The organism is Bacteroides sp. D22 (assembly GCF_000163675.1).
Taxonomy (GTDB): Bacteria; Bacteroidota; Bacteroidia; order Bacteroidales; family Bacteroidaceae; genus Bacteroides; species Bacteroides xylanisolvens.
In genome coordinates this window covers 128,616-155,156 of record NZ_GG774805.1, presented here as the reverse complement: position 1 = coordinate 155,156, position 26,541 = coordinate 128,616, and the positions used below count along the sequence as shown (strand labels likewise).

The following is a 26,541-nucleotide window of genomic DNA, read 5'->3' as shown; positions in this document are numbered from 1 at the left end:
ATGAAAACATTTACATTATTATTTATAATATATCTATTGAGTGCTTACGGCAGTTATGCCGTAGCATTTGACAATGTCGTAGGAAAAGTTACTTGTGGTCAGAAACCTGTTTCCAATGTTCTTGTTTCTGATGGAGTAGAAGTCGTGAAAACAAATGCCGAAGGAGATTTTCGTTTCAATTCGAAGAAAGAGGACGGATATGTATTTATTTCTGTTCCGGCTAACTATGAAGTAGATCATACTGGTATTATTCCGAATCATTTTGTTCGTTTGAAGAAGGGATATAATGAGGTGGATACTGTGAACTTTCATCTGACTAAAAGAGATAATAAAGATTGTGAGATTTTTATGTTTACGGATATACATCTGACAAATGACCGTGTTGACAATGACTTACCACAGTTTGGAAAAACCTTTTATCCCGATATTGTATCACAAATAAAGGCTCGTACAAACAAACCTGTTTATGCAATATGTCTGGGTGATATGACTACTGATGTGAAATGGCATATCAATCATTATGCATTACCTGAATATTTGGAAACAATGAAAGATTTTCCTATTCCTGTATATCATACTATGGGTAATCATGATAATGAACGTAAGGTGATTGAGAATATATCTGATTGGGATTTTTATGGTGAATCAGTTTACAAAGATGTAATAGGTCCTAACTACTATTCTTTTAATATTGGTGCGTGGCATGTTATGATACTGGATAATATCATAACAGGTGGCCCGGTGAAAAAAGACGGGAAGCTGAATTATCAGTTTACCTATCGTATAGATGAACGACAAATGGAATGGATAAAAAAGGATTTGTCTTTTATGCCGAAGAATACTCCCATTATGGTAGGTATGCATGTGCCTCCATTAAAATACACAGGTATGAAAGATGGAGTACTGGAAACTGACTATGACTTTGAGAATGCAAAAGAATTTTTGGGTTGTTTTGCTGAATTTAATCAGGTTCAGATTTTCGCAGGACATACGCATAGAAGTAGTAATTATGTTTATAGTGATAATATCACTCTTCATAGTTTACCTTCCGCATCTGCTGTTTCTTGGAAAATAAATGGAGAGACTAGTCGATTAATTAGTGAAGACGGTTCTCCTGCCGGATATTGGATTATAAAAGTAAAAGATGATAATCTCCAATGGCAGTTTAAGGCTGCTGAAAGAGATTTAGAGAAGAGCCAATTCTTTGTATATGATTTGAATTGTGTTCCTGAACAATTTGGTGGATGCAAGGACTCTAACGAAATATTGATAAACATTTATAATTGGGATCCTGACTGGAAAATAGAGGTTACAGAGAACGGGCGTTCTTTAGATGTTTCTCATTGTTGGACCCGTGACCCTCTATATCGTTTAATTAGAAGTGATGAAGATGCGTTGCCCGGTAGACCCACTGCTTTCTTGGCTAATTACAATTCTCATATGTTTAAAGTGAAAGCTGCTGATGCCAAAAGTTCTATAAGTATCCGCATTACTGACCGGTTTGGCAATGTTTATAAAACGATGATGAAAAGACCAAAGAAATTTTCTTGGGATATGGAATAAATAACGTTTTTAGACTCCAGTCGGAAAGGCTGGAGTCTTTTTTGCTATCTTTCTATAATTCTACAATAGTGAAATCTTTATGATTGATCTCCGGTAATAACAATTTTAGAATATCTTCAAGTATTACTAAATCTATATGAGTGGAGTTTTCATTGTTATATAGGCAAAGTTAATTTATTATGTTCAAATAGCCAACGACTTGTGTCAGCATTATTTTTTATGAATGATATTATACCTGTTTTTGGTTGCTTATTTTTATATTTGCATATAAAATGGTAATATTATGAAAACTCTGTTCATTAATACACTTCGTATCCTGATGATTCTCGTGATTATTATTTCATGTGGAGTTGCCTGTGTAGTATACGAAGATACATTGGCTGCCTGGTGGATACCTATTGGAGTGGCACTTATAATAGTGATAGCAACAATTCCTTTCTATAAAGGATGGATTTGGCTGACAACAATGGATAATAAAGTAATTAATTGTTGTTGCCATTTGGTTTGTGTCGGTGCTATCAGTTGTGTATTGTTTCTTGGGGGGAATTACTGGTTCGCCGATTCTGCTTCCACGCATGAAGAGGAAGTCATGGCACAGAAAAAATATATAGAAACACATAAGAAAACTCGTAGGGTCGGCAGACATCGTTATGTGTCGGATGGCGTTCGTAAAGAATATTATTTGCAGGTAGCTTTTGAAAATGGGAATGTAGAAACATTGCATGTATCTCCTTCTACTTATAATAAGATAAAGACAGGTCGGCCGAAGATTCTGACTTTGCAAAAGGGCTTATTTGGGTTGCCTGTAATTACCAAAGGACTTTAATGAAAGTCACACCACCTTTAGAATGGGTTATATATCCTTTAAAAGCGATATTCTTCTTTTCTTTTATTTTTCATCTTGCTAATTTTGCATTTAGTCTACAAATGGGACGCGTTCGTCTCATTTGAAAAATTAGTGCTGATCTATGCCTTATCTTCGTGAAGAAATTAAAACGGAATAAAATCATGAAGATGAATAAAACTAGGTTATTAGAGAAAATATCTATTCAGTCGGGCGTCTCTTTAGATGAGTGTGGGACAGTGCTCAAAACTTTTGAAAAAGTTCTAAGTGAAGAACTTTCCCGTAAAATGTATCGTTATGGCGGATGGATCCTATTATTGACCGCTTTATTTGTGTCTGTAACAGTATTTAGCCAGACAACAGGACGGAAAGGACGTCCGATGCAGACCATCCGTGGAATTGTTATAGATGGAGACTCGAAGTTTCCGATACCGTATGCAACAGTAAAGCTATCTGAAAAAGAGGGGGCGGGTACGATAACAGACAGTCTTGGTCGTTTCAGTATACCGCAGGTTCCTGTCGGCCGACATACCGTAGAAGCTGCGTTTATGGGATATGAACCGGGCATTTTCAGAGAAATACTGGTGACCTCCGCCAAGGAAATATATTTGGAAATACCTTTGAAAGAAAGCGTGAACGAATTGAACGAAGTGGTAATTCGTGCGCGGACGAACAAGGAAGAAGCAATGAATAAGATGGCTACTACCGGAGCACGCATGTTGAGTGTAGAAGAAGCGAGCCGTTATGCCGGTGGATTTGATGATCCCGCACGTTTGGTTTCTGCTTTTGCCGGAGTGGCTCCCAGCGTTTCTTCCAATGGAATTTCTATTCATGGCAATGCCCCACATCTGTTGCAATGGAGACTGGAGGATGTCGAAATTCCTAATCCGAATCACTTTGCGGACATCGCTACATTGGGTGGAGGAATCCTTTCCTCTCTAAGTTCACAAGTGCTTGGAAACTCTGATTTTTTCACCGGAGCATTTCCTGCCGAATATGGAAATGCCGTATCCGGAGTCTTTGACATGAAATTGCGTAACGGCAACAACCAAAAGAACGAAAATACCATTCAGGTGGGAATTATGGGAATCGACGTCGCTTCCGAAGGCCCTTTGAGCAAGAAACATAAAGCATCGTATATTTTCAATTACCGTTATTCTACAACCGGACTTCTGAATCTTGAAGGAGGAACGATGGATTATCAGGACCTGAACCTCAAACTTAACTTTCCAACACGGAAAGCCGGAACATTCTCTGTCTGGGGAACGAGCCTGATTGATAAGTTCACCAGTGATTTTGAGAAGAACACAGAGAAATGGGATTATTGGGGCGACCGCAGTGAATCAAGAGACAAGCAATATATGGCAGCCGGAGGTGTCAGCCATCGTTATTTCTTTAATAATGACGCATCATTGAAGACCACGATAGCCGCTACCTATTCGTAACTCGACGGAGGAGCAACCTTGTTCAATCATTCGATGGAGTCTACTCCTTATATGGATCTTGATTCAAAATATACTAACCTGATATTTACCACTACCTTTAATCGTAAATTCAGTAACCGTTTTACGAACAAGACAGGATTCACTTATACCAATATGTTCTACAAAATGGATCTTTCCATTGCTCCTTATGAAGCCGAACCACTGGAAATTGTATCTCAAGGAAAAGGTAATACAAGTCTGATTTCAGCCTACAATAGTTCATCGGTGGGATTAACAGAGCGTTGGACCCTTAATGCCGGAATCTATGGACAGCTTCTGACTCTGAACAATAAATGGTCTGTAGAACCACGGGTTGGCCTGAAGTGGCAAGCTACTCCAAAAGCAACCTTTGCGTTGGCTTATGGAATGTACAGTCGCATGGAAAAGATGGATGTATATTTTGTTAAAACGAAAAGTACAGGCGATCAATCCGTCAATAAAGATCTTGATTTTACAAAAGCACAGCACATTATGTTATCATTCGGTTACAAGATTTCTGATCGCATGAATCTGAAGATAGAACCATATATCCAGTTTTTGCATGATGTCCCAGTAATGGCGGATAGTTCTTACTCCGTACTTAACCGTTCTGATTTTTATGTGGAAGATGCGTTGGTCAATAAAGGAAGAGGACGCAATGTGGGAATAGACATTACCTTCGAACGTTTTTTGGAGAAAGGACTTTATTATATGATTTCGGGTTCCTGGTTTGATTCCCGTTACCGGGGTGGGGACGGTGTGTGGTATAACACGAAGTTTAACCGTAATTATGTGATAAACGGACTCATCGGTAAAGAATGGATGTTGGGAAGAAATAAACAGAATATACTTAGTGTCAACCTGAAACTAACCTTGCAAGGTGGTGATCGATATTCTCCGATTGACTTGGAGGCAACGATGAATCATCCGGATAAAGAAGTGCAATATGACGAAACGAAAGCTTTCTCAAAACAATATTCTCCTATGTTGATTGGTAATTATACTGTCAGTTATCGTATCAACAAGAGAAAAGTATCACATGAATTTGCAGTGAAAGGACTTAACTTTACGGGTGCTAAAGAACATTACGGTCATGAATATAATGTGAAAACTGGAAAAATAGATGTCAGCGACAATTCTACGATATTGACGAATGTGAGTTATAAACTTGAATTTTAGAGATACGGTATAGAGTCTAACCGGAAAAATGTTTTATCTTCGTCCCCAATAAAGCGTATGACAACTGAAACACTTGCAACAGGTAGTGAATCTACCTTTTTATATCGATTTCTCGTTAGTCCGGACTTACGATGGATGCGGTATTTGGTACTTATCCTGGTGCTGGGGACGATCTCTTTCAATCAGGTCTTTATTATCTTTTTGGATTATAAGGATATATTGGGCGGATGGATTTACACATTTACCTTTCTTTACCTGCTCACTTATGTAGCGGTTATCTACTTGAATCTTTTCCAACTCTTTCCGAAATATTTGTTGAAGAGACATTATTTGACCTATTTGTCATTGCTTTCTGCTGCGATGATCGTAGCTCTGTTGATACAGATGTCAATAGAATACATGGCATATTCCTATTGGCCGGAACTCCATGCGCGAGGTTCTTATTTTTCGATGCACATGGTAGTGGACTATATTTCTTCTTTTATGTTATCTACGCTGTGTATGATAGGAGGTACGATGACAGTTCTCCTGAAGGAGTGGATGATTAATAACCGGCGTGTTTCACAAATGGAGAAAGCCCATGTCGTTTCTGAAGTGGAACGGTTAAAAGAACAGATCAGCCCTGAACTTCTTTTTAAAACATTGCACCAATCGGGAGAATTAACGTTGAGTGAGCCGGAAACAGCCTCAAAGATGTTGATGAAGTTAAGCCAACTTCTCCGCTATCAGTTGTATGACTGCAATAGGGCCAAAGTTTTGCTTAGTAGCGAAATTACATTTCTTACTAATTACCTGACATTGGAACAGACCTCCCGACCACAATTTTACTATGAATTTACTTCCGAAGGCGAAGTGAACAGAATGTTGGTACCACCTTTGCTTTTCATCCCTTTTGTACAATATATAGTCAAAGCAATAGACGAGCAACAGATACAGCCTCCTGTTTCATTGAAAACTCATTTGAAAGCGGAAAAGGGTACGATTATTTTCGCTTGCGCTTGTCCTGAAGTAAATCTCTTGTCGTCCGATAAAGGGCTGGAAAGAATCAGACAAAGATTGGATATTTTGTATGGAAGCCGTTACAGATTGTCATTGGCTGTCGGCAGTATATGGCTGGAACTGAAAGGAGGTGAGTCATGAGTATGGATACCAATCATGGTAATGACTTCAATAAAAATACCACTGACAGAAACATGAATGATAAAAGTGTCACTGCATTTCTATTGAGTCCCCGTTATCGGATATACAGGCATTTGCTGCTGCAATTGGTTGTTGTTTTGATAACAATCAACGTCCTTTGGTATGAGCCTTTACAAACAGTCTCCTTTGGGAGGCGACTAGGCGGATGTCTGGCATATTTTGTTTCTATGAATATGGTGATATATATAAACCTGTATGTATTGGTTCCTTATTTCTTGTTGAAGAATCGTTGGGGTAGTTATGTGTTGATGGCAGTCATTACAAATATAGCAGTCATTACTTTTCTTTCAGTTACCCAAGGTTTGCTTTTTGAAGTGATTCTGCCCGGAAAAGATCCCAATGGTTTTGCTACTTTTATCAATGCTTTTTCGGGCATACTGACCATTGGCTTTGTCATGGCAGGCTCTGCGGCTATTTCATTGTTCATGCATTGGCTACGCTACAACCTGCGTATTGATGAACTGGAATCCACGACTTTACAGTCGGAACTGAAGTTTCTTAAAAATCAGATTAATCCGCATTTTCTTTTTAATATGCTGAATAATGCCAATGTCCTGATAAAGAGAAATCCGGAAGAAGCATCCAAAGTACTTTTCAAATTAGAGGATTTATTGCGCTATCAGATAAATGACAGTTCGCGAGAAAGAGTCTCGTTAGCATCGGATATCCGTTTCTTAAATGATTATCTGAATCTGGAAAAGATCCGCCGTGATAATTTTCAGTTTACGATGGAGGAACATGGAGAGACAGATTCCATTTGGATTCAGCCGTTATTGTTTATTCCTTTTGTGGAGAATGCGGTAAAGCATAGTTTTGACAGCGAGCATCCTTCGTATGTGCACGTTTCGTTTAAAGTTGATAATGATAGATTAGAGTTTCGATGCGAGAATTCCACACCGGAAGTTGCCGTTAGTAAAGGTAAAGTCGGAGGGATAGGACTTGTGAATATTCAACGCAGATTGGGGCTGTTGTATCCCGGTCGGTATGAGCTGAAGCAGATAGAGAATGAAAATAAGTATACTGTAATTTTAAGTATAACATTATGAATTGTATTATTGTAGACGATGAACCATTGGCACGTGAAGCCATGAAGCTATTGATAGAAGAATCGAGTAACCTTCAATTAATCGGGAGTTTTAATAGTGCGTCCACTGCTTCCGATTTCATGGAGCAACATGTGACTGATTTGGTTTTTCTTGACATTCAGATGCCAGGGATTACAGGAATTGAGTTTGCACGTACGATTTCAAAGAAAACACTGGTTATTTTCACTACAGCCTATACAGAGTATGCACTGGACAGTTACGAAGTGGATGCGATAGATTATTTGATTAAGCCTGTTGAAGCGGAGCGTTTTCAAAAAGCTGTGGATAAGGCTTTGTCTTACCATTCTTTGTTACTGAAAGAAGAGAAAGAAGCCATAGAAACGGTGGTTACTGCCGACTATTTTTTTGTGAAAGCAGAACGCCGGTATTTCAAAGTCAACTTCTCCGATATTCTCTTCATTGAAGGATTGAAAGATTACGTTATAATCCAACTTAGCGATCAACGTATTATCACCCGTATGAGTTTGAAAGCCATATTCGATTTGTTACCCAAATCAACTTTTCTGCGGGTGAATAAGTCATATATTGTCAATACCGGTCACATCGAATCATTTGACAATAATGATATATTCATAAAATCGTATGAAATAGCTATCGGTAATAGTTACCGCGACGATTTCTTTGAGGGGTTTGTGATGAAACAAAGAGTGTGAGATCGTGATGTAGTATTATTCAATGTTTCTGCATTTTTTCAATTTGAAATATAAATAAGAAGATAAAGTGAAGTGCGAATATATGCAAATATGTTTGTTCTTATCATTTGGCATATATAAACAGCCCTCTATCCATCTTCTAAAGACGAATAGAGGGCAGTTGCCATGACGAGAAAAAAGTCGAAGTCTATTGCTTTGCTTCGTTATTTTGTTTCAGAAGAAATTCATCAATTGCTTTTTTAAGCTGGTCTTTAGGCATAGCTCCCTGCATGATTCTCGGTTCCTCTTTCATCGGAATCATCAATAGGGTAGGGATGCTGCGGATACCGAATGCTGCTGCCAGATCTTGTTCTTTGTCCACATCAATCTGGTAGATATCTACTTTGCCGCTATATTCTTTGCTAAGTTCTTCCAGAATCGGGTGTATCACTTTGCAGGGACCGCACCAGGTAGCATAGAAATCTACGATGGCAGGACGGCTGCCTTCAAATTTCCAATCGTTCGGATTGGCTTCATAGTTATATATCTTCTTTAAAAAATCTGCTTTATTTAATGCTACTACTTCCATTTTATTGTCCTCCTTTGTTGGTTCATTGCTTTTTTTATTTTCTCCGCTGTTTCCCGCGCAAGCCGTGGCTGCCAGTGTCAAGACGAAGACACTTAATAAGCTTTTTATCTGTTTCATATATTATCTTTCTTTTTGTTTTTATCTGATGCAAAGATAGACGATATAAAGGGACCATAAAATAGCAATTTGACAGAAACTCTTGGCAAAACTTCCCTCGGATAGTTATTGAACACTAAAATTTGTCTATTAATCTTTGGAAGATATAAAAATAAGCACTACTTTTGCCGCGATAAAATGAGTATTCACCCTTTAAAATTGATGGAAAGGGTATTAATTATGTTGGAGTTATAATATTTTCAAATTAGGACTAAGTTGTCTCGTCGGGAGAATGAGGCTTTGCAACTTATTATTTTTTATATTGAACTGATGGTTCTTACATTGACCGCAATTCTACTAACAGGCGGCAATGGTTGATTAGTCCTGCAATCACATTTATTATTTTTTTAATTAATCACTTCAATGCGGTGGGAGGGTATTTTATATCCGTATCCTAAGCATTGGTATCACGTGTATTGCATCGTCGTTTGTCGGTGAGGCTGACAGGGAATGTTGTATGCGAATGAAAAAAGAGTATGGGAATACGATTAAAAGATTTAAGTAAACTGGGATACCAGGATAATGTTGCCCGCAGTCTGGTAGTGGACATTGTAAGCAAACATTGCAAATATGACACAAAAGAACAGATTGAAATGACATTGAGCGATATACTCGAGCATCCCGAATCTTACAAAAACAATGAAATATGGAATAAGCTGGCCGAACGCCTTTCGCCGACTATAATAGCGAAAGAGTTTATAGCTTATGATTTACTGGATGAGCCGTTGATGTATAAAACCTATGGAGGTAAATTTATCGAGACGATTGCCAAACAACAGATGAACCTGGCTATGCGCTTGCCTGTAACAGTGGCCGGAGCATTGATGCCTGACGCTCATGCCGGATACGGGTTGCCTATCGGTGGAGTGCTTGCTACGGATAATGCGGTGATTCCGTATGCCGTAGGAGTTGATATCGGCTGCCGGATGAGTCTGACAGTATTCGATGCCGGAGCAGATTTTCTGAAACGGTATGCCTATCAGATGAAGGAAGCCTTGAAAGACTTCACCCATTTCGGTATGGATGGCGGATTGGGTTTTGAGCAGGAACATGAAGTGCTGGATAGGGAGGAATTCCGTCTGACACCTTTATTGAGGGACTTGCATGGAAAGGCCGTCCGTCAACTGGGGAGTTCCGGTGGTGGCAATCATTTTGTAGAGTTCGGCGAGATCACTCTGCAAGAAAAAAACGTGCTGAATCTTCCGGAAGGAAGTTACCTGGCATTGCTGTCACATTCCGGTTCACGAGGATTGGGGGCTGCTATTGCAAAACATTACAGTCTGCTGGCACGTGAAGTGTGCAGGCTTCCTCGTGAAGCACAACATTTTGCCTGGTTGGATTTGAACACGGAAGAGGGACAGGAGTATTGGATGAGTATGAATCTGGCAGGTGATTATGCCCGTGCCTGTCATGAACGGATTCATTTGAATTTGGCGAAAGCCTTGGGGTTGAAGCCTCTCGCTAATGTCAATAATCATCATAACTTCGCTTGGAAAGAGGAAATAACACCGGGACGTATGGCGATCGTCCATCGTAAAGGGGCTACTCCGGCGCAAAAGGGACAAGCGGGATTGATTCCCGGAAGTATGGCCACCCCGGGTTATCTGGTGTGTGGCAAAGGGGTGGAAGATGCGTTGAATTCGGCTTCTCATGGAGCCGGCAGGGCAATGTCCCGCCAAAAGGCAAAAGATAGTTTTACGCAATCGGCTTTGAAGAAGTTACTGTCGCAAGCAGGAGTAACTTTGATTGGTGGGAGCGTGGAAGAAATGCCGCTGGCATACAAGGACATTGACAGAGTGATGTATACGCAGGAGACACTAGTGGAAGTGCAAGGCAAATTTATGCCTCGCATTGTACGAATGAATAAGGAATGATGCGATGAAAGAAAAAGTCTATTTACAAATTACTTCCGGCAGAGGACCTGCGGAATGTTGCCGGGTAGTGGCTTTAGTGCTGTTTAGCTGTGCAAAAAAGAATAAGTATTTAATTAAAAAAAAAGAAGAAGATGATATCAGAGAAATATGGTCGTACCTATCACTATCCGTTCTCTCCCGGAACGACTAGTGATGACCGAATTAATCATACGTATTGGGAAGATATCCAACGGATTAAGACATTGGTGCATACCGAGAAGTTGGATGGAGAGAATAATTGTTTGAGTCAGTGGGGTGTCTTTGCCCGTTCGCATGCGGCTCCCACCACTTCACCCTGGACGAGGCAACTGCGGGAACGTTGGGAATTGATAAAGAATGATTTGGGCGATATAGAAATCTTTGGAGAAAATCTATACGCCATACATTCTATTGAATATCAACGGTTAGAAACGCATTTTTATATCTTTGCGGTTCGTTGCATGGATCAATGGTTGTCATGGGAAGAAGTGAAGTTTTATGCAGCTTTATTTGACTTGCCTACGGTTCTGGAGTTGAAGATAGAACCTGTTTCCGGTTTAACGCCGGAGCTTTTAAAACAGGAAATCATCGATATGTCACAAGACCCGTCTGTTTTCGGTTCATGTGATCCGTGGACGAAAGTGGCTTGTACTCGTGAAGGAGTAGTCAGCCGCAATATCGAGGAATATCCGGTAAGCGAATTTGCGCATCATGTGTTTAAGTATGTGCGAAAAGGACACGTCAAAACAGATGAGCATTGGACGCGTAATTGGAAACGTGCCCCGCTTGTCTGGGAATTGAGTAATGAAAAGGAGAATAATGATGAATTGGAAATTGATAGAAGATAAATCGTGGTGCTCACTCGAACAGCAGTTCGAGTGGGTACGAGAAATGAATGTCGTCCCGCAGGATACTCGTTATCATGCGGAGGGAAGTGTGGCCGAGCATACCCGTATGGTGTTGGAAGCATTGCAGCAGTCTTCTGCTTATCAGACTCTCTGCACCTTGGAGAAAGAAATTATTTGGACATCTGCATTGTTACATGATGTTGAAAAACGTTCGACTTCCGTGGATGAAGGAGAGGGGCGGGTATCTGCTAAAGGGCACGCCAGAAAAGGAGAGTACACTGCCCGTACTATTTTATACCGGGATTGTCCTGCTCCGTTCCATATTCGGGAGCAGATTGCGTCTTTAGTCCGGTATCACGGATTGCCTGTTTGGCTGATGGAGAAGTCGGATTCTGTAAAGAAACTCTGTGAAGCTTCTTTACGGGTAGATACTTCATTACTGAAAATGTTGGCTGAAGCTGACGTCAGAGGACGTATTTGTGAAGATAAGAATGGGTTGTTGGAAGCTGTGGAACTGTTTGAGATTTTCTGCCGTGAACAAGATTGTTGGAGTAAACCGAGAGAGTTTGCCACAGATTATGCACGCTTTCATTACTTCCATGCAGAAGGCAGTTATATTGATTATATCCCTCACGAACAGTTTAAATGTGAAGTGACGATGTTGTCAGGACTTCCGGGAATGGGGAAAGACTATTATATTCAGTCTGCTGGCATGGATATGCCGGTGGTGAGCTTGGATGCCATTCGTCGCAAGTACAAATTGAGTCCCACGGATAAGTCGGCGAATGGACGGGTAGTGCAAATGGCGAAGGAAGAAGCCAGAACGTATCTTCGCAAAGGACAGGATTTTGTTTGGAATGCTACTAACATAACTCGTCAGATGCGTGCCCAACTGATTGATCTGTTTGTTGATTATGGTGCAAAAGTGAAGATAGTCTATCTGGAACAGCCATATCACACTTGGCGTCAACAAAATAAAAGCAGGGAATATGCACTTCCTGAATCTGTATTGGATAAGATGTTGGATAAACTGGAGGTTCCTCAACTGACGGAAGCGCATGAAGTGGTATATCATGTGGTATAAGTAACTTATAGAACTTATACAAATAATGACCGAATAGTTTCAAAATATGTTTCAAGCCTTGAAACAGTTCGTTTCTCGGTGTGAAACACTTTGTTTCAATGCTTGAAACGCTTTGTTTCCCGGTGTGAAACACTTTGTCCCAAGTAATGAAACAAAGTGGAACTACTGTTAACCGGAAATTTTCCAATGAGTAATTACGAGGCAGGTTGAAAGTAACCGTTTACCCTCCCACCTGTAACCATGATGAATAAGCGGTTTGAGCTAATAGGGAGAGGGTGTGAGGGTAAAGACATCGTAAACTTATTAGAGATATCTTTGGGGTAATCAACTGAAAATATAAACAATAATTCCGGTAATTGCCACATACACCAACGCATAAGGAATAGCCGCTTTCAGTATTTCACCTTCTTTTCCCTGTTGGTTTCCCGCAGAAGTAGCAATGGCAATACTTTGCGGAGAGATAATCTTACCACCTGTAGCACCTACTGTATTTGCAGCGGACAGCCAATCCGGGCTGACATGAATTTGCCCTGCAACACTTGCTTGCAACTTTCCGAAAAGGATATTGGAAGAGGTGTCGCTTCCGGTGATAAACGTTCCCAGACAACCGATGACCGGAGCAAACAGTGGATACAAACTTCCCGTAGCCGTAGCCAGTGCCGTGGCAATCACAGCAATCATTCCGGCACTATCCATAATTGTGGATAATCCCACAAGGCAGATCACGGTGATGAATGTTTTCTTTAATTGCTTCACTGTATTCCAAAGAACGATGAACAGGTCTTTTACTTTAGCTCCTTGAATTAATCCACCGATAAAAGTTCCGATGAAAAGCAATACCCCGGCATGAGTTAGCCAGGAAATGGTATAATTGACGGTGGAAGCATTGATGGGCAAACTGATTCGGGTTATCCAGTTATTCTCTAATGTATGACGCAATTCCGGGAAGAGGGGACTGGTCAGGATGATTAAAAATAGAATCAGCAAATAGATGCTCCATGCATTCAGTATATCTTTTGTTCTCAGATGGCTTTTCCGTGCTTTCTCTTCTTTAGAGGCAGTCAGTTTTCCATAAAGAACAATCACGATAATCGAAAGAATACTGCCGATAATGGCCGGAGATTCAGCACCCATGTACTTGGCAGCCAGATATTGGTTGACTAAAGAAACTCCGCCTACTAATAAGGCAAGAAATATATTTTTGGGAAGCGATTTAAGTTTGGAGTCAGTAAGGAAAAGCAAAACTAGCGGAATCAGGAACATCAAAACGGATAACTGCAATACGACATTCGTGCTAAGATGCAATACATCCAAATTCGTTTCTTTGGCTAGTACCAATACCGGAGTTCCGATCGCTCCGAAAGCTGTGGCTACACTGTTGGCAATCAAACTTACGGTTGCCGAAAAGATAGGCTTAAATCCCAGACTGATAAGAATGGCTGCCGGAATGGCAACTGCTGTCCCGAAGCCGGCCATCGCTTCCAGTAGTCCCCCGAATCCCCAAGTCAGTAATAACACCTGAATACTTTTATCGGTAGAAATAGAAGCGAATTGCTGTTTGATAATCTCCATCTTTTTTGTTTTCAACAATACGTTATAACTGAAAATAGCCATCAGGATAATGATTAAGATAGGAGAGACGGCTTTTAACGCCCCATATAAAAAGGAGTAAAACAGATTGTCTACTGAAAAAGCGAAGCCGAAAATAGCAATCAGCATCGTCACGATCAGAGAAATGATACTACTTTTGTCACCCGGCATTTTAAAGAATGCCATTAATATAATCAACAGTAACACCGGAATAATAGCAAGGATCAAGGTCATAATTATCAGATTTAAAAAGTGGAACGTCGTTTATTATTGATATAACAAACAAACGTCCCACTTTGGTCGGGTGAATAAAAAAAATTTTCTGTTTATTTCATCTTCACGCTAAGAATTTGTTGTAATTGTTTTAAGTTGGCCAGCGCAGCTTCGTTACCTAGCTTTGCTGCCTGCTCAAATGCAGCCATGGCACGGTTAATATCCCCGTTAAGGAAATTGTAGACTCCGGTATTGTTGATGAACTCGGCAGTATTGTGGTCGGCTTTCTCCATAAACTTCACTGCTGCATTCAAGTCTTTTTGTGATAAAGCGACAGCTCCTGCATTCAGGTTGGCTACGGCATCAGTCGGATACATCCGCACGGCGATATCGAATACATTAACGAAGTCTTTGCTGCCTTTCGGATAGTTGTTGGCTACCTGATACATTTCGTTCAGACTAAGGTATTTCGGATTTTCCCGGATAATGATGCGGCCTTGTTCAACATCGAAGTTGACAACGGTATAGGTTTTATTAAAAATGATAAGCGATAAACAGAAAAGCGGGGAAGTTTGTTGTCGCAACCAGCCAAAAAAGCTCCCTAAATAAATGGATAAAGATGTTTTAAGGCATAAATGCTAACATTTTCCACACATGAGGCGTTCATTATATAAAAGTACTTTGTGTAATCAATATGACAATGATTTCATATATTACTGTTTATTTTTACACACACATACAACTTTAATAACTACAGCCTATGAAAGAGCTTATTAGCAACCTGGAAGAACTGAACAGGAAAGCAGAAAAAGGCGGCGGAGACGCTCGCATTGAAAAACAACATTCTGTGGGCAAACTGACCGCCCGTGAACGCATCGATTTATTATTGGAGAAAGGTTCGTTTATCGAACTGGATAAGTTGGTAACCCATCGGTGTACCGATTTCGGTATGGAAAAGCAGAAATTCGCCGGAGACGGGGTAGTGACGGGATACGGTATGATTGGCAAGCGCCTGGTCTATGTCTTTGCACAGGATTTCACCGTATTTGGTGGAGCTCTTTCGGAAACGCACGCTAAGAAAATTTGTAAAGTGATGGACATGGCTATGCAAATGGGAGCACCCATCATCGGATTGAATGACTCGGGCGGTGCACGAATTCAGGAAGGGGTACGTTCTTTGGCCGGATATGCCGAGATATTCCTGCGCAACTCTATGGCATCCGGAGTGATTCCGCAGATTAGCGCGATCATGGGCCCATGTGCCGGAGGTGCGGTTTATTCTCCTGCATTGACAGATTTTATCCTGATGGTGAAAAATTCCGGTTATATGTTTATTACAGGACCGGATGTGGTGAGAAGTGTGACACAGGAAGAAGTCACTAAAGAGGAACTCGGCGGAGTAGGCGTACACATGACAAAGTCCGGTGTAGCTCATCTTTCTGCGGAGAATGATATTGAGTGTATTAATTATATTCGTGAATTGATTTCCTATCTGCCGGGAAATAATATGGAAGAGCCTCCGTTTGTAGCTACAAACGATTCGCCGACCCGTCTGACTCCGGAACTGGCTAATTTGATTCCAACCAATCCGAATCAGCCGTATAATATAAAAGAAATGATTGAAGCAGTGGCTGATGATAATAGTTTCTTCGAACTTCAGGCAGAGTATGCTGCGAATATTGTGACCGGCTATATCCGGCTGAATGGAAAAACAGTGGGAGTGGTGGCTAATCAGCCATTGGTACTTGCAGGCACGCTGGATATTAACGCATCTGTCAAAGCTGCCCGTTTTGTCCGCTTCTGCGATGCTTTCAATATCCCTTTACTGACACTGGTAGATGTGCCGGGATTCCTTCCGGGAATCGATCAGGAATATGGCGGAATTATTCGTAACGGGGCAAAATTGCTTTATGCTTATTGTGAGGCTACAGTGCCGAAAGTTACGGTTATCACCCGCAAAGCATACGGTGGCGCTTATGATGTGATGAGCTCCAAGCATATCCGCGGAGATGTCAATCTTGCTTTTCCTACTGCCGAAATAGCTGTGATGGGACCGGATGGAGCTGTGAATATTCTTTTCCGTAAGGATATAGATAAGGCCGGAAACCCCGAAGAAAAACGGAAAGAACTTCAGGATGATTATCGCGGGAAGTTTGCCAATCCTTACCGGGCGGCGGAATTGGGATATGTGGATGAAGTGATTGATCCGGCGGTAACCCGTTTGCGGTTGATTCGAAGTTTCGAGATGCTTGCCAACAAACGGCAGTCTAATCCTCCTAAGAAACATTCGAATCTTCCGCTTTAATAAGTTGAGAGTGGAGAGTTGAGAATGGAGAGTGTTCATTAAAAGAATAAAAAGATTATGATAAAGAAAATATTAGTAGCCAACCGCGGTGAAATAGCGATGCGAATCTTCCGTACCTGTCGGGTGATGAATATCGCAACGGTGGCTGTTTATACCCATGTAGACCGCGGAGCTTTGCATGTACGTTATGCAGAAGAAGCCTATTGCATCTCCGAATCGCCCGAAGATACTTCCTACCTGAAGCCGGAATTGATCTTGTCCATTGCTAAAAAGACCGGTGCTGCTATTCATCCGGGATATGGTTTCTTGTCGGAGAATGCGGATTTTGCCCGCCGTTGTGAAGAAGAAGGAGTGATTTTTATCGGACCGAGTGCGGACATTATTTCCAAAATGGGAATCAAGACAGAAGCCCGCAAGATTATGCGTGAAGCAGGATTACCCATTGTTCCCGGAACCGAAACACCTGTGCAGGGGATTGATGAAGTGAAGAAGGTGGCTAATGAAGTCGGCTATCCCATTATGCTGAAAGCACTTGCCGGAGGTGGAGGAAAAGGAATGCGTTTGGTACGTACGGAAGAAGAAGTGGAAACGGCTCTTCGTTTGTCACAATCCGAAGCAGGGACCTCTTTTGGCAATGATGCGGTATATATTGAGAAATACATCGAGAACCCGCATCATATCGAAGTTCAGATCATGGGAGATAAATATGGCAATGTGGTCCACCTTTACGAACGTGAATGTTCTATTCAGCGCCGTAATCAAAAAGTGATAGAGGAAAGTCCTTCTCCTTTTGTGAAAGAAGAGACGAGAAAGAAAATGTTGAAGGTTGCTGTGGAAGCCTGTAAGAAAATAGGTTATTACAGTGCCGGGACATTGGAGTTTATGATGGATAAAGACCAAAACTTCTACTTCCTCGAGATGAATACCCGTTTGCAGGTAGAACATCCTGTGACGGAGGAATGTACGGGAGTTGACCTGGTTCGGGATATGATAACAGTTGCCGCCGGAAATCCGTTGCCTTATAAACAGGATGATATTCAGTTTAGCGGAGCAGCTATCGAATGTCGTATTTATGCGGAAGATCCGGAGAATAACTGCATACCTTCTCCCGGGGTGATTACTGTTCGTGAAGCTCCCGAAGGGCGTAACCTGCGTCTTGACAGTGCCGCTTATGCCGGATTTGAAGTCTCTCTGCATTATGACCCGATGATTGCCAAGCTATGTTGTTGGGGACGTACCCGTGCTTCTGCCATTTCCAATATGGCACGTGCTTTGCGCGAGTATAAGATTTTGGGAATTAAAACAACAATTCCTTTCCATCAACGTGTATTGAAGAATGCAGCTTTCCTGAAAGGCGAATATGATACAACGTTTATTGATACGCGCTTTGATAAGGAAGATCTGAAACGCCGTCAGAATACCGATCCGACAGTGGCTGTCATTGCTGCCGCAGTGAGACACTACGAACGGGAGAAAGAAGCGGCTTCCCGTGCCACAACGCTTCCGGTGGTAGGCGAATCGCTCTGGAAGTATTATGGTAAGTTGCAGATGACTGCTAATAATTATTGATGTAAGACTAAAAAATAACAGAACAGATTATGGGTACAACATTAGCTACATATTACGCCAAGCTCCAGGACATGCCGGATAGTGAATATAAGGTGGAAATACTGGAGGACGGACCAATCAAGAAGATTGCAGTCAATGGTAAGATATATGAGGTCGATTATAACATGGGTGGCGACTCTATCCATTCAATTATCATCGATCACCACTCGCATGGAGTGCAGATTTCTCCCTCTTCCAATAATTCATATACAATCATGAATAAAGGGGAGCTTTATCAGATTGAATTGCAGGGAGAAATGGAGAAGATACATAATGCCCGCACTGCTGCTGAGTCTGTAGGACGTCAGGTAGTACAGGCACCGATGCCGGGAGTAATACTGAAGACGTATGTAAAGAAAGGAGATAGTGTGAAACGTGGCGATCCGCTTTGCGTATTGGTGGCAATGAAGATGGAGAATGAGATACGTTCGGTGACGGATGGAGTAGTTAAAGAGGTATTTGTGGAAGATGGCATGAAGGTGGGATTGAACGACCGGATCATGGTAATTGAATGATTCTCAAAAAAAAACTGGTTTTTGCGTACTTATCTTCAAAAAAAGATTTACTTTTGGCAGATAAGTACGCATTAATTCTGATATATCATGAACACCGAACAAAACCAAAAAGTACTATTAGAACAGCTGGAAGCGCTAAAGAAAGAAAATGAGCAGCTCAAAAAGGAGCTTTCTATTCTTAGGAATGAGAATATAAGTAATCGTCCCGTGAGTTTCAAAGAAAAATATGCTGTCAGGATTCTGGACTCTTTGCCGGATATGCTGACTGTCTTCAATCAGAACGAAGTAGGCATTGAAGTTGTTTCCAATGAAGAAACCAATCATGTCGGGATATCAAATAAAGATTTTAAGGGAATGTATATGCGGGAAATGGTTCCACCGGAAGCATATCAGAATATTCACTCCAATATGCGTCAGGCTGTCAGCACGGGAGCTGTTTCAACCGCCCATCATGAATTGGATTTTAATGGCGAACATCATCATTACGAAAATCGTATCTTTCCGTTGGATGAGGAGTATGTATTGATTATGTGCCGTGATATAACGGAGCGGGTGACCACGCAAAGGCAACTGGAGGTTTTCAAGAGTGTACTCGATAAAGTGAGTGACAGCATTCTTGCCGTATCGGAAGACGGGACATTGGTTTATGCAAATAAGCAATTTATAGAAGAATACGGAGTTACCCAACAGATGGGTATCCAAAAGATATATGATTTGCCCGTCTCTATGACAACAAAGGAGGCGTGGGAAAGACGTCTTCAGGAAATACGTGACAATGATGGCACTTTTGCTTATCGTGCTGCCTATATGCGGAAAGGTGAAGATAAAGAGCGGATGCATCAGGTGTCTACATTTCTGATTCGTGAGAATAATGAAGAACTGACTTGGTTCTTTACACAGGATATTACTGATGTTATAAAGAAACAGGATGAACTTCGCGAACTAAATCTATTGCTGGATGGTATTTTGAATAATATCCCAGTCTATCTGTTTGTGAAAGACCCGGAAAATGATTTTAGGTATTTGTATTGGAACAAAGCATTTGCCGACCATTCAGGTATCCCGGCGTCTAAAGCGATTGGACATACGGACTATGAAGTATTTCCGAGTCATGGAGACGCAGAGAAATTCCGTAAGGATGATTTGGAATTACTTCAGACCCATAAGCGTATTGATATGCAGGAAACGTATCTTTCCGTCACCGGGAAAGCGCGTATTGTACAGACGTTAAAGGCGCTTGTGCCGATGGAAGGACGCAAACCGTTGCTGATTGGTATCTCTTGGGATATTACTAATCTTCAGAATATTGAGCAGGAACTGATAAAGGCAAGGATTAAGGCGGAGCAATCCGACCGATTGAAAAGTGCTTTCCTTGCTAATATGAGTCATGAGATCCGGACACCCCTGAATGCAATTGTAGGATTCTCTCAATTATTGCCTGCTGCCGAAACTGCTGAAGAGAAAAAGCTCTATTCGGGTATTATCAATCAGAATTCGGATATTTTGTTGCAACTGATTAATGATATTCTGGATTTATCGAAGATAGAAGCCGGGACACTGGAATATATCAAGCGTCCAATGAATCTGGGAGAAGTTTGCCGGACAATTTATGCTGTTCATAAAGAACGTGTGAAAGAAGGGGTAACTCTTGTTTTTGATAATGAGGATGAGAATTTATTCATTGAGGGAGATCAGAATCGTATCATGCAGGTGATAACGAATTTCCTGACTAATGCGAGTAAATTTACGTATGCAGGAGAGATTCGTTTGGGTTTTGAGCGGACGGATAAAAATATTCGTGTATATGTGAAGGATACAGGAATAGGAATAGAACCGGAAAAGGTAGATCATATCTTCGAGCGTTTTGTCAAACTGAACTCTTTTGCTCAAGGCACAGGATTAGGGCTATCTATCTGTCAGATGATTATCGAAAAGATCGGTGGAGAAATAGGAGTGACTTCTGAATTGGGTAAAGGCTCTACGTTCTATTTCACGATTCCTTATGAAGAAGCCGGAGAACTCGGCGAAATCTTTAAAATGTCAAAGACGGAATCTAAAGGAGATACTGTAAATCGTGTGCAACAGATCAAAAAGATTTTGGTAGCGGAAGATGTAGAAAGTAATTTCATCCTGCTGAAGAATCTGATCGGCAGGGAATATACATTGCTTTGGGCTAAGGATGGGGTGGAAGCCATTGAAATGTATAAGCAGTATCAACCGGACTTAATTCTGATGGATATAAAAATGCCACGCATGGATGGATTGGAAGCAACGCATATCATTCGTTCTTATTCCAAAGATATTCCTATTATTGCTTTGACGGCTTATGCTTTTGAAACGGATAAAGAATTGGCTTTGGAGATGGGATGCAATGATTTTGTGACTAAACCGGTTTCGGAAAGAACTTTGAGAAAGGCTTTGGATAAATATTCGACTATTGTTTAATGAATAGATGCGACAGAAGAGAAAACGTAAGATCATAAAAACAATACCGAAAAAGAAGTATGTGCAGAAGCCTCCTCATAAGGGAACTTTTTGGTCGGAATATTCATTTGCTATAATCGCCTTCTTTTTTATGGTGTTTGTGTCTTTTTTATTGTATTATTCTTCACTTCCAGAAAATTATGATAAAGAAACAGTAGGAAATATCGTACGCCATGAACTTAAATATGACATGACTCAAGGGCGAATGGGTGGTAGTGTTTCTTATTCTTTCGTAGTCTATTATCAATATATGGTTGGAGGAGAACATTATTCTAGCAAAGTTTCTTTGGGTTATACCAGACAGAATATCCCTTTTATTAAAAAAATAAAGGATTATGGCTCTATGTATCCTGTGACGGTTACATACGATAGCCATAATCCTCAAATTAGTACGATTGTTGTTGAGTGAAAGGGTTAATTGGTGACTGTTTTTCTACCGGTCACTTTTTTATTTCTTGTTCTTAGAATATTCAATTATCTTAGAAGAGAAGTCTACAAAATCGGTGAATAATTGTAGAATGCTTAACCATTAGAAGCCATGAGCATGAGCCAGCGGATTTATAATCCGCTGGTCTTTGGTATCAGGATTTTTAATCCGCTTATCTTATCCGATCGTTTAAAATCCTTTGTCTCTTTCGATTTTAATCGTACATTTATCCTCTCTAATCAAATTAGTATATCAATGGATACTGCGAATCGAGTTTTAGATGAATTATATTTTGTTACTTCTACCGTTGTCGATTGGATAGATATCTTTACCCGTCCTAAATACAAGCATATAATTCTGGAGTCACTAGCCTATTGTCAGGAGAAAAAAGGCTTAAGAATTTATGCCTGGGTATTAATGAGTAACCATTTGCACATGATTGTCAGTTCCGGAACAGAAGCATCTGTTTCGGATATCCTTCGAGATTTTAAAAAGTTTACTAGTAAACGTATTATGGCAGAACTCGAAACAGATCCTCAAGAAAGTCGTCGCGAATGGATGCTGGATCGTTTTCGCTTTGCCGGAGCTAATGACAAAAAGATATCTAAGTATCGTTTTTGGCAAGAAGGTAATCATCCCGAATTAATTTATTTGCATGACTTCTTTCTGCAAAAATTGAATTATATTCATAATAATCCGGTGAAGCAGGAGATTGTTGCACGGCAGGAAGATTATTTATATAGTTCGGCGGTGAGTTATGCGGGTGATAAAGGACTGCTAGAGGTGATTGTAGTTTAAGAAGGCAAGAGGTTAAGGAGTGGATTACAAATCCTGATACTCAAGCAATCGGATTGCAAATCCGATTGAACAGAGCAGATTGAACAGAGAACGGAAACCTACTTTAAATGATTTTATGGCGAACTTTCATGTAAGATGTGATGTTGTTTAGATAGAAAAATGTATCTTTGTAATGTAGTAAGTTTGATTCATTCATGCATTTAGAAAGAGTAAGAAATGAAGAGACCAGAGATTATAGAAGCTATTCGTGAAACATTAAAACGTGTTGCTCCCAATGCGCAGGCTATTTTATATGGCTCTGAGGCGCGTGGGGATGCCAGGCATGATAGTGATGTTGATTTACTCATTTTAGTGGAAGGTGACAAAATGACATTGGCTAAAGAAGAAGCTATCACATTACCTTTATATGAATTGGAATTGAAAACAGGTGTTAGTATTAGCCCGATAGTTGTTTTGAAGAAATTTTGGGAGAACCGGCCTTTTAAAACACCTTTTTATGTAAATGTGATAAACGAAGGTATTGTCTTATGAAAGAAATTCTAGATAAGGAAAGTAAGAAAGCACTGGTCGCTTATCGGATACAACGTGCTTATGAAACATTGAGAGAGGCTGAGGTTATGATACGTGAGTCATTCTATAATGCTGCTATTAACAGGCTGTATTATGCATGCTATTATGCAACTGTAGCTCTTCTTTTAAAATATGATATTCAAACGCAGACTCATAATGGGGTGAAGACGATGCTTGGTCTGCACTTTATTTCGACAGGAAAACTTCCTGTAAAAGTAGGAAAAACTTTTTCTACATTATTTGAAAAAAGGCATAGTGGAGATTATGATGACTTTGTATATTGTGACGAAGAAATGGTAAACAACTTATATCCACAAGCGGAGACTTTCATAAATAGTATTCAAGAATTAATAAGAGATAAAGAGTGGGAATCTATATAAGGAAGGTGAACCGTCCCAGTGGATTTTGAATCCGCTTGCTTCACTTATGTGTTGTTGATTTTTAAAAGAAGAGATTATGAGCAATAAAATTTATCCTATCGGTATTCAGAATTTTGAAAGCCTTCGTCAGGATGGTTATTTTTATATTGATAAAACGGCATTGATGTATCAAATGGTAAAGACCGGGCGTTATTACTTTTTGAGTCGTCCGCGCCGTTTCGGAAAGAGTCTGCTCATTTCTACTTTAGAGGCTTACTTTCAAGGAAAAAAAGAACTGTTTACCGGTTTGGCAGTAGAAAAGTTGGAAAAGGATTGGATTAAATATCCTATATTGCATCTCGACCTGAATATCGAGAAGTATGACACTCCGGAAAGTCTGGATAAGATATTGAATGATAATCTGGAATATTGGGAAAGCCAATACGGCACCCGTCCATCCGAGACATCTTTTTCCCTGCGTTTTGCAGGTATCATTCAGCGTGCTTGTGAGAAGACCGGACAACGTGTAGTTATTCTGGTAGATGAGTATGACAAACCTATGCTGCAAGCTATCGGTAATGAGGAACTGCAAAAGCAATTCCGAAATACTCTGAAGCCATTTTATGGCGCTTTGAAAACGAAGGACGGGTATATAAAGTTCGCTCTGCTCACCGGCGTGACAAAGTTTGGCAAAGTCAGTGTATTCAGTGATTTGAATAATCTGGATGATATTTCAATGTGGAATGAGTATGTCGAAATTTGTGGTGTCAGCGAGCGTGAAATCCATGAAAATCTGGAAGCGGAACTACATGAATTTGCAGCAGCACGTGGAATAACGTATGACAAACTCTGTGAAGATTTGAGAGAGTGTTATGACGGTTATCATTTTACGCACAATTCAATCGGCATGTACAACCCGTTCAGTCTGCTGAACGCTTTCAAGCGTAAGGAGTTTGGTAGTTATTGGTTTGAAACGGGTACGCCTACCTATTTGGTGAAATTGCTAAAAAAACATCATTATGACCTGGAGCGGATGGCACATGAAGAGACCGATGTCCAAGTATTGAACAGTATAGATTCTGAATCCACCAATCCCATCCCGGTAATTTATCAGAGTGGATACCTAACCATTAAGGGGTATGATGAAGAATTTGGAATGTATCGCTTGGGTTTCCCCAATCGCGAAGTGGAAGAAGGTTTTATCCGCTTCCTGCTTCCTTTTTATGCGAACGTAAATAAGGTCGAGTCGCCTTTTGAGATTCAGAAGTTTGTTCGTGAAGTGCGTTCCGGTGATTATAACTCTTTCTTCCGCCGTCTGCAAAGTTTCTTTGCAGACACTACTTACGAAGTGATTCGGGACCAGGAGCTACATTACGAAAATGTTCTTTTTATCGTTTTTAAACTGCTAGGTTTCTACACCAAGGTAGAGTATCATACGAGTGAAGGGCGCATCGACCTTGTCTTGCAGACCGATAAATTTATTTATATCATGGAATTTAAGTTGAACGGTACGGCAGAAGATGCTTTACAGCAGATTAACGACAAGAATTATGCTCTTCCTTTCGAAATGGACGGACGTAAACTCTTTAAAATAGGAGTAAATTTCAGTGCGGAAACCCGTAATATTGAAAAGTGGATTGTAGAAACAAAAAACTAGCCCGGCAAATAGTGAGGCTAGTCTTTTGAAGTCATAAGTCTTTTTATTCTTTTATTTCCGGAACTAATATAAATTTCGTATCCGGGAAATACTTCTTCAGCCAGTTTTGAATGAAGTTCATCGTATCATTCTGAATCGTTTTATCTTTTACGGTAGGATACATATTATAAAGTACTGTATCCAGTACAATACCGTGTTTTTGTATGGCTTCAAGGCTAAGCAAAGTATGATTGATGCTTCCCAATTTACCGGAAGTAACAAAGATAAGCGGATAATTCTCTTGGGCAATGTAGTCTATTGTCAGAAGCTCTGTTGTTAGCGGAACCATTAAGCCACCTGCGCCTTCGAGCAGAACAAAATCATAGCGTTCGCTCAACTCTTCCGTAGCACGTTTGATTTTGCCGAAGTCAATGGGACGGTTATCCAGTTGGGAAGCTAGATGCGGAGAGGCGGGATAAGAGAAAATTTCCGGCATAGTCAGTCCTTTTTTGTCTTCTTCTGTAAAGGAGATTCCCATGATACGACGATGCAAATCAATATCCTCGGAGTGACCAATGTTTCCTGTTTGGATAAACTTTTGAGTGATGGTACGCTGTCCGTTCTTGTTCCATTCACGAGCTAGAAATCCGGTGGCGTAGCTCTTGCCGGCATCGGTGTCGATACCGCTTACGAAATATACATTCTGTTTCATACTTTTTTCTTTTTTGCGATGATATAAATGGGGTGATAGGTCAGGGACACTGAAGTGCCTTGGGTGAATTCTTGTGTGTAACGTTCACTGAATAACTGCAAGTCACGACGTGTTCGCAGTTGTTGGGAAGAGGTGCCGGATATTCCGGTTACTCCTGTCTGCTTCAAATGATAAAGTACCTTTATGGGGTTATCAAACGAAAGAGAAATAAGTTCTTCTTCCGAATGGAGTATGTCAAAGTGGGATGACAAGGCTTTAACAAGCTCTTCCTGTGAACGATAAGGGAGCCCGTTTCCTGTTAACTCTCGTATCTCTTTCATATTCTCTTTACCGAAAGTGCTGAAAGCGAAATAGCCTTGGTTATTAAGCAGGGCGTTGCACCTTTTGAAAAAGTTTTCAGGAGATTCGAACCATTGCAGAGCCGAGCAGGAAGTAATTAATGTACTTTCAGCGGGGAAAGGAACTGTTTCTGCATCTCCCGGAAGAAAGGAAACCTGTCCTTTTCTTAATATATCCTCACAACAGTACTTCATTTCCGGGCAAAGGTCGTTTAGCAATAATTCTTCCGGCCGAAGAGCCTGAAGTAGCATACGGGAATAAATACCTGTGCCGCATCCGAACTCAATCACTTTTGAACAGGGAAAAGAGATGTGTTCTGTAAGCAGGTGAATCATTTTATCTGCTATCTGCCTTTGTACGTTTGCTTCCTGGGGATAAGTAGCAATGGCTTTAGAGAAACGTTCGGCGATTAGTTGTTTATCCATAAAT

Annotated in this window: 21 protein-coding genes and 2 pseudogenes; 18 read left to right on the top strand and 5 right to left on the bottom strand. The window is 40.6% G+C overall.

Features of this window, described 5'->3' with window-relative positions:
• From HMPREF0106_RS13000 to HMPREF0106_RS13025, 6 genes and pseudogenes are all read left to right on the top strand, one after another.
• The gene (locus HMPREF0106_RS13000) at nt 1-1,563 is read left to right on the top strand and encodes a calcineurin-like phosphoesterase C-terminal domain-containing protein (protein ID WP_032851316.1); all 1,563 of its coding nucleotides are present in this window, start codon (nt 1-3) and stop codon (nt 1,561-1,563) included.
• Between the two features lie 283 nt (nt 1,564-1,846).
• Nucleotides 1,847-2,389 carry a DUF2500 family protein gene (locus HMPREF0106_RS13005; RefSeq protein WP_009039902.1) on the top strand — a complete coding sequence of 181 codons (543 nt, stop codon included), beginning with the start codon at nt 1,847-1,849 and terminating at the stop codon, nt 2,387-2,389.
• Between the two features lie 182 nt (nt 2,390-2,571).
• A pseudogene (locus HMPREF0106_RS13010) lies at nt 2,572-5,049 on the top strand (TonB-dependent receptor).
• Between the two features lie 57 nt (nt 5,050-5,106).
• Entirely contained in the window at nt 5,107-6,189 is a 1,083-nt protein-coding gene (locus HMPREF0106_RS13015) for a sensor histidine kinase (RefSeq protein ID WP_009039901.1), read from the top strand.
• Entirely contained in the window at nt 6,186-7,295 is a 1,110-nt protein-coding gene (locus HMPREF0106_RS13020) for a sensor histidine kinase (RefSeq protein WP_009039900.1), read from the top strand. Before HMPREF0106_RS13015 ends, HMPREF0106_RS13020 begins: the two co-directional genes overlap by 4 nt.
• Nucleotides 7,292-8,008 carry a LytR/AlgR family response regulator transcription factor gene (locus HMPREF0106_RS13025; RefSeq protein ID WP_009039899.1) on the top strand — a complete coding sequence of 239 codons (717 nt, stop codon included), beginning with the start codon at nt 7,292-7,294 and terminating at the stop codon, nt 8,006-8,008. Before HMPREF0106_RS13020 ends, HMPREF0106_RS13025 begins: the two co-directional genes overlap by 4 nt.
• 187 nt (nt 8,009-8,195) lie before the next feature.
• On the opposite strand, the gene trxA is transcribed toward HMPREF0106_RS13025, so the two are convergent.
• On the bottom strand, nt 8,196-8,693 hold the full coding sequence (gene trxA / locus HMPREF0106_RS13030) for a thioredoxin (protein WP_009039898.1): 498 nt from the start codon (nt 8,691-8,693) through the stop codon (nt 8,196-8,198).
• Between the two features lie 515 nt (nt 8,694-9,208).
• Between trxA and HMPREF0106_RS13035 the strand changes: the two genes are divergently transcribed.
• The 3 genes from HMPREF0106_RS13035 to HMPREF0106_RS13045 all read left to right on the top strand — a co-directional run bounded on the left by HMPREF0106_RS13035 (nt 9,209) and on the right by HMPREF0106_RS13045 (nt 12,556).
• Entirely contained in the window at nt 9,209-10,606 is a 1,398-nt protein-coding gene (locus tag HMPREF0106_RS13035; protein ID WP_009039897.1) for an RtcB family protein, read from the top strand.
• A 131-nt stretch (nt 10,607-10,737) separates the two neighbouring features.
• Nucleotides 10,738-11,472, top strand: a complete 735-nt coding sequence (locus HMPREF0106_RS13040; protein ID WP_009039896.1) for an RNA ligase family protein — start codon at nt 10,738-10,740, stop codon at nt 11,470-11,472.
• Nucleotides 11,447-12,556, top strand: a complete 1,110-nt coding sequence (locus HMPREF0106_RS13045; protein ID WP_009039895.1) for an AAA family ATPase — start codon at nt 11,447-11,449, stop codon at nt 12,554-12,556. The genes HMPREF0106_RS13040 and HMPREF0106_RS13045 overlap by 26 nt, the downstream gene beginning before the upstream one ends.
• 324 nt (nt 12,557-12,880) lie before the next feature.
• On the opposite strand, the gene HMPREF0106_RS13050 is transcribed toward HMPREF0106_RS13045, so the two are convergent.
• Nucleotides 12,881-14,380, bottom strand: a complete 1,500-nt coding sequence (locus HMPREF0106_RS13050; RefSeq protein ID WP_009039894.1) for an L-lactate permease — start codon at nt 14,378-14,380, stop codon at nt 12,881-12,883.
• 92 nt (nt 14,381-14,472) lie between these two features.
• Nucleotides 14,473-14,886: pseudogene (locus tag HMPREF0106_RS0124595) on the bottom strand (tetratricopeptide repeat protein); the annotation flags it as partial.
• A gap of 233 nt (nt 14,887-15,119) precedes the next feature.
• Between HMPREF0106_RS0124595 and HMPREF0106_RS13055 the strand changes: the two are divergent.
• From HMPREF0106_RS13055 to HMPREF0106_RS13090, 9 genes are all read left to right on the top strand, one after another.
• Nucleotides 15,120-16,664, top strand: a complete 1,545-nt coding sequence (locus HMPREF0106_RS13055) for an acyl-CoA carboxylase subunit beta (protein ID WP_008643569.1) — start codon at nt 15,120-15,122, stop codon at nt 16,662-16,664.
• A gap of 57 nt (nt 16,665-16,721) precedes the next feature.
• Nucleotides 16,722-18,233: an acetyl-CoA carboxylase biotin carboxylase subunit gene (gene accC / locus HMPREF0106_RS13060; protein WP_009039893.1), complete on the top strand. Its 1,512-nt coding sequence runs from the start codon at nt 16,722-16,724 to the stop codon at nt 18,231-18,233.
• A gap of 29 nt (nt 18,234-18,262) precedes the next feature.
• Nucleotides 18,263-18,787: a biotin/lipoyl-containing protein gene (locus HMPREF0106_RS13065; protein ID WP_004314803.1), complete on the top strand. Its 525-nt coding sequence runs from the start codon at nt 18,263-18,265 to the stop codon at nt 18,785-18,787.
• Between the two features lie 87 nt (nt 18,788-18,874).
• A complete protein-coding gene (locus tag HMPREF0106_RS13070; RefSeq protein WP_008643560.1) occupies nt 18,875-21,232 on the top strand; it encodes a PAS domain-containing protein in 2,358 nt (785 codons plus the stop codon).
• Between the two features lie 7 nt (nt 21,233-21,239).
• On the top strand, nt 21,240-21,680 hold the full coding sequence (locus HMPREF0106_RS0124590) for a DUF3592 domain-containing protein (RefSeq protein WP_008643557.1): 441 nt from the start codon (nt 21,240-21,242) through the stop codon (nt 21,678-21,680).
• A 135-nt stretch (nt 21,681-21,815) separates the two neighbouring features.
• Nucleotides 21,816-22,496, top strand: a complete 681-nt coding sequence (locus HMPREF0106_RS13075) for an REP-associated tyrosine transposase (RefSeq protein ID WP_009039892.1) — start codon at nt 21,816-21,818, stop codon at nt 22,494-22,496.
• A 216-nt stretch (nt 22,497-22,712) separates the two neighbouring features.
• Nucleotides 22,713-23,027, top strand: coding sequence for a nucleotidyltransferase domain-containing protein (locus tag HMPREF0106_RS13080; protein ID WP_004316066.1), 315 nt, complete (start codon nt 22,713-22,715; stop codon nt 23,025-23,027).
• A complete protein-coding gene (locus tag HMPREF0106_RS13085; protein ID WP_004316065.1) occupies nt 23,024-23,446 on the top strand; it encodes a HEPN domain-containing protein in 423 nt (140 codons plus the stop codon). Before HMPREF0106_RS13080 ends, HMPREF0106_RS13085 begins: the two co-directional genes overlap by 4 nt.
• Before the next feature lie 76 nt (nt 23,447-23,522).
• Nucleotides 23,523-25,082, top strand: a complete 1,560-nt coding sequence (locus tag HMPREF0106_RS13090; protein WP_008019626.1) for an ATP-binding protein — start codon at nt 23,523-23,525, stop codon at nt 25,080-25,082.
• A 43-nt stretch (nt 25,083-25,125) separates the two neighbouring features.
• On the opposite strand, the gene bioD is transcribed toward HMPREF0106_RS13090, so the two are convergent.
• On the bottom strand, nt 25,126-25,773 hold the full coding sequence (bioD, locus tag HMPREF0106_RS13095; protein ID WP_004316902.1) for a dethiobiotin synthase: 648 nt from the start codon (nt 25,771-25,773) through the stop codon (nt 25,126-25,128).
• Nucleotides 25,770-26,537 carry a malonyl-ACP O-methyltransferase BioC gene (bioC, locus tag HMPREF0106_RS13100; protein ID WP_009039891.1) on the bottom strand — a complete coding sequence of 256 codons (768 nt, stop codon included), beginning with the start codon at nt 26,535-26,537 and terminating at the stop codon, nt 25,770-25,772. Before bioC ends, bioD begins: the two co-directional genes overlap by 4 nt.
• Nucleotides 26,538-26,541 lie beyond the last annotated feature (4 nt).

Excerpts from the sequence above, each read along its gene's own strand:
- HMPREF0106_RS13085 (WP_004316065.1), top strand. The coding sequence starts at position 23,024 with ATGAAAGAAATTCTAGATAAGGAAAGTAAGAAAGCACTGGTCGCTTAT.
- trxA (WP_009039898.1), bottom strand. The coding sequence starts at position 8,693 with ATGAAACAGATAAAAAGCTTATTAAGTGTCTTCGTCTTGACACTGGCA.
- HMPREF0106_RS13000 (WP_032851316.1), top strand. The coding sequence starts at position 1 with ATGAAAACATTTACATTATTATTTATAATATATCTATTGAGTGCTTAC.
- HMPREF0106_RS13035 (WP_009039897.1), top strand. The coding sequence starts at position 9,209 with ATGGGAATACGATTAAAAGATTTAAGTAAACTGGGATACCAGGATAAT.
- HMPREF0106_RS13065 (WP_004314803.1), top strand. The coding sequence starts at position 18,263 with ATGGGTACAACATTAGCTACATATTACGCCAAGCTCCAGGACATGCCG.
- HMPREF0106_RS13090 (WP_008019626.1), top strand. The coding sequence starts at position 23,523 with ATGAGCAATAAAATTTATCCTATCGGTATTCAGAATTTTGAAAGCCTT.
- HMPREF0106_RS13025 (WP_009039899.1), top strand. The coding sequence starts at position 7,292 with ATGAATTGTATTATTGTAGACGATGAACCATTGGCACGTGAAGCCATG.
- HMPREF0106_RS13070 (WP_008643560.1), top strand. The coding sequence starts at position 18,875 with ATGAACACCGAACAAAACCAAAAAGTACTATTAGAACAGCTGGAAGCG.
- HMPREF0106_RS13080 (WP_004316066.1), top strand. The coding sequence starts at position 22,713 with ATGAAGAGACCAGAGATTATAGAAGCTATTCGTGAAACATTAAAACGT.
- HMPREF0106_RS13045 (WP_009039895.1), top strand. The coding sequence starts at position 11,447 with ATGAATTGGAAATTGATAGAAGATAAATCGTGGTGCTCACTCGAACAG.
- bioD (WP_004316902.1), bottom strand. The coding sequence starts at position 25,773 with ATGAAACAGAATGTATATTTCGTAAGCGGTATCGACACCGATGCCGGC.
- HMPREF0106_RS0124590 (WP_008643557.1), top strand. The coding sequence starts at position 21,240 with ATGCGACAGAAGAGAAAACGTAAGATCATAAAAACAATACCGAAAAAG.
- HMPREF0106_RS13050 (WP_009039894.1), bottom strand. The coding sequence starts at position 14,380 with ATGACCTTGATCCTTGCTATTATTCCGGTGTTACTGTTGATTATATTA.
- bioC (WP_009039891.1), bottom strand. The coding sequence starts at position 26,537 with ATGGATAAACAACTAATCGCCGAACGTTTCTCTAAAGCCATTGCTACT.
- HMPREF0106_RS13020 (WP_009039900.1), top strand. The coding sequence starts at position 6,186 with ATGAGTATGGATACCAATCATGGTAATGACTTCAATAAAAATACCACT.
- HMPREF0106_RS13005 (WP_009039902.1), top strand. The coding sequence starts at position 1,847 with ATGAAAACTCTGTTCATTAATACACTTCGTATCCTGATGATTCTCGTG.
- HMPREF0106_RS13015 (WP_009039901.1), top strand. The coding sequence starts at position 5,107 with ATGACAACTGAAACACTTGCAACAGGTAGTGAATCTACCTTTTTATAT.
- accC (WP_009039893.1), top strand. The coding sequence starts at position 16,722 with ATGATAAAGAAAATATTAGTAGCCAACCGCGGTGAAATAGCGATGCGA.
- HMPREF0106_RS13055 (WP_008643569.1), top strand. The coding sequence starts at position 15,120 with ATGAAAGAGCTTATTAGCAACCTGGAAGAACTGAACAGGAAAGCAGAA.
- HMPREF0106_RS13075 (WP_009039892.1), top strand. The coding sequence starts at position 21,816 with ATGAGCCAGCGGATTTATAATCCGCTGGTCTTTGGTATCAGGATTTTT.
- HMPREF0106_RS13040 (WP_009039896.1), top strand. The coding sequence starts at position 10,738 with ATGATATCAGAGAAATATGGTCGTACCTATCACTATCCGTTCTCTCCC.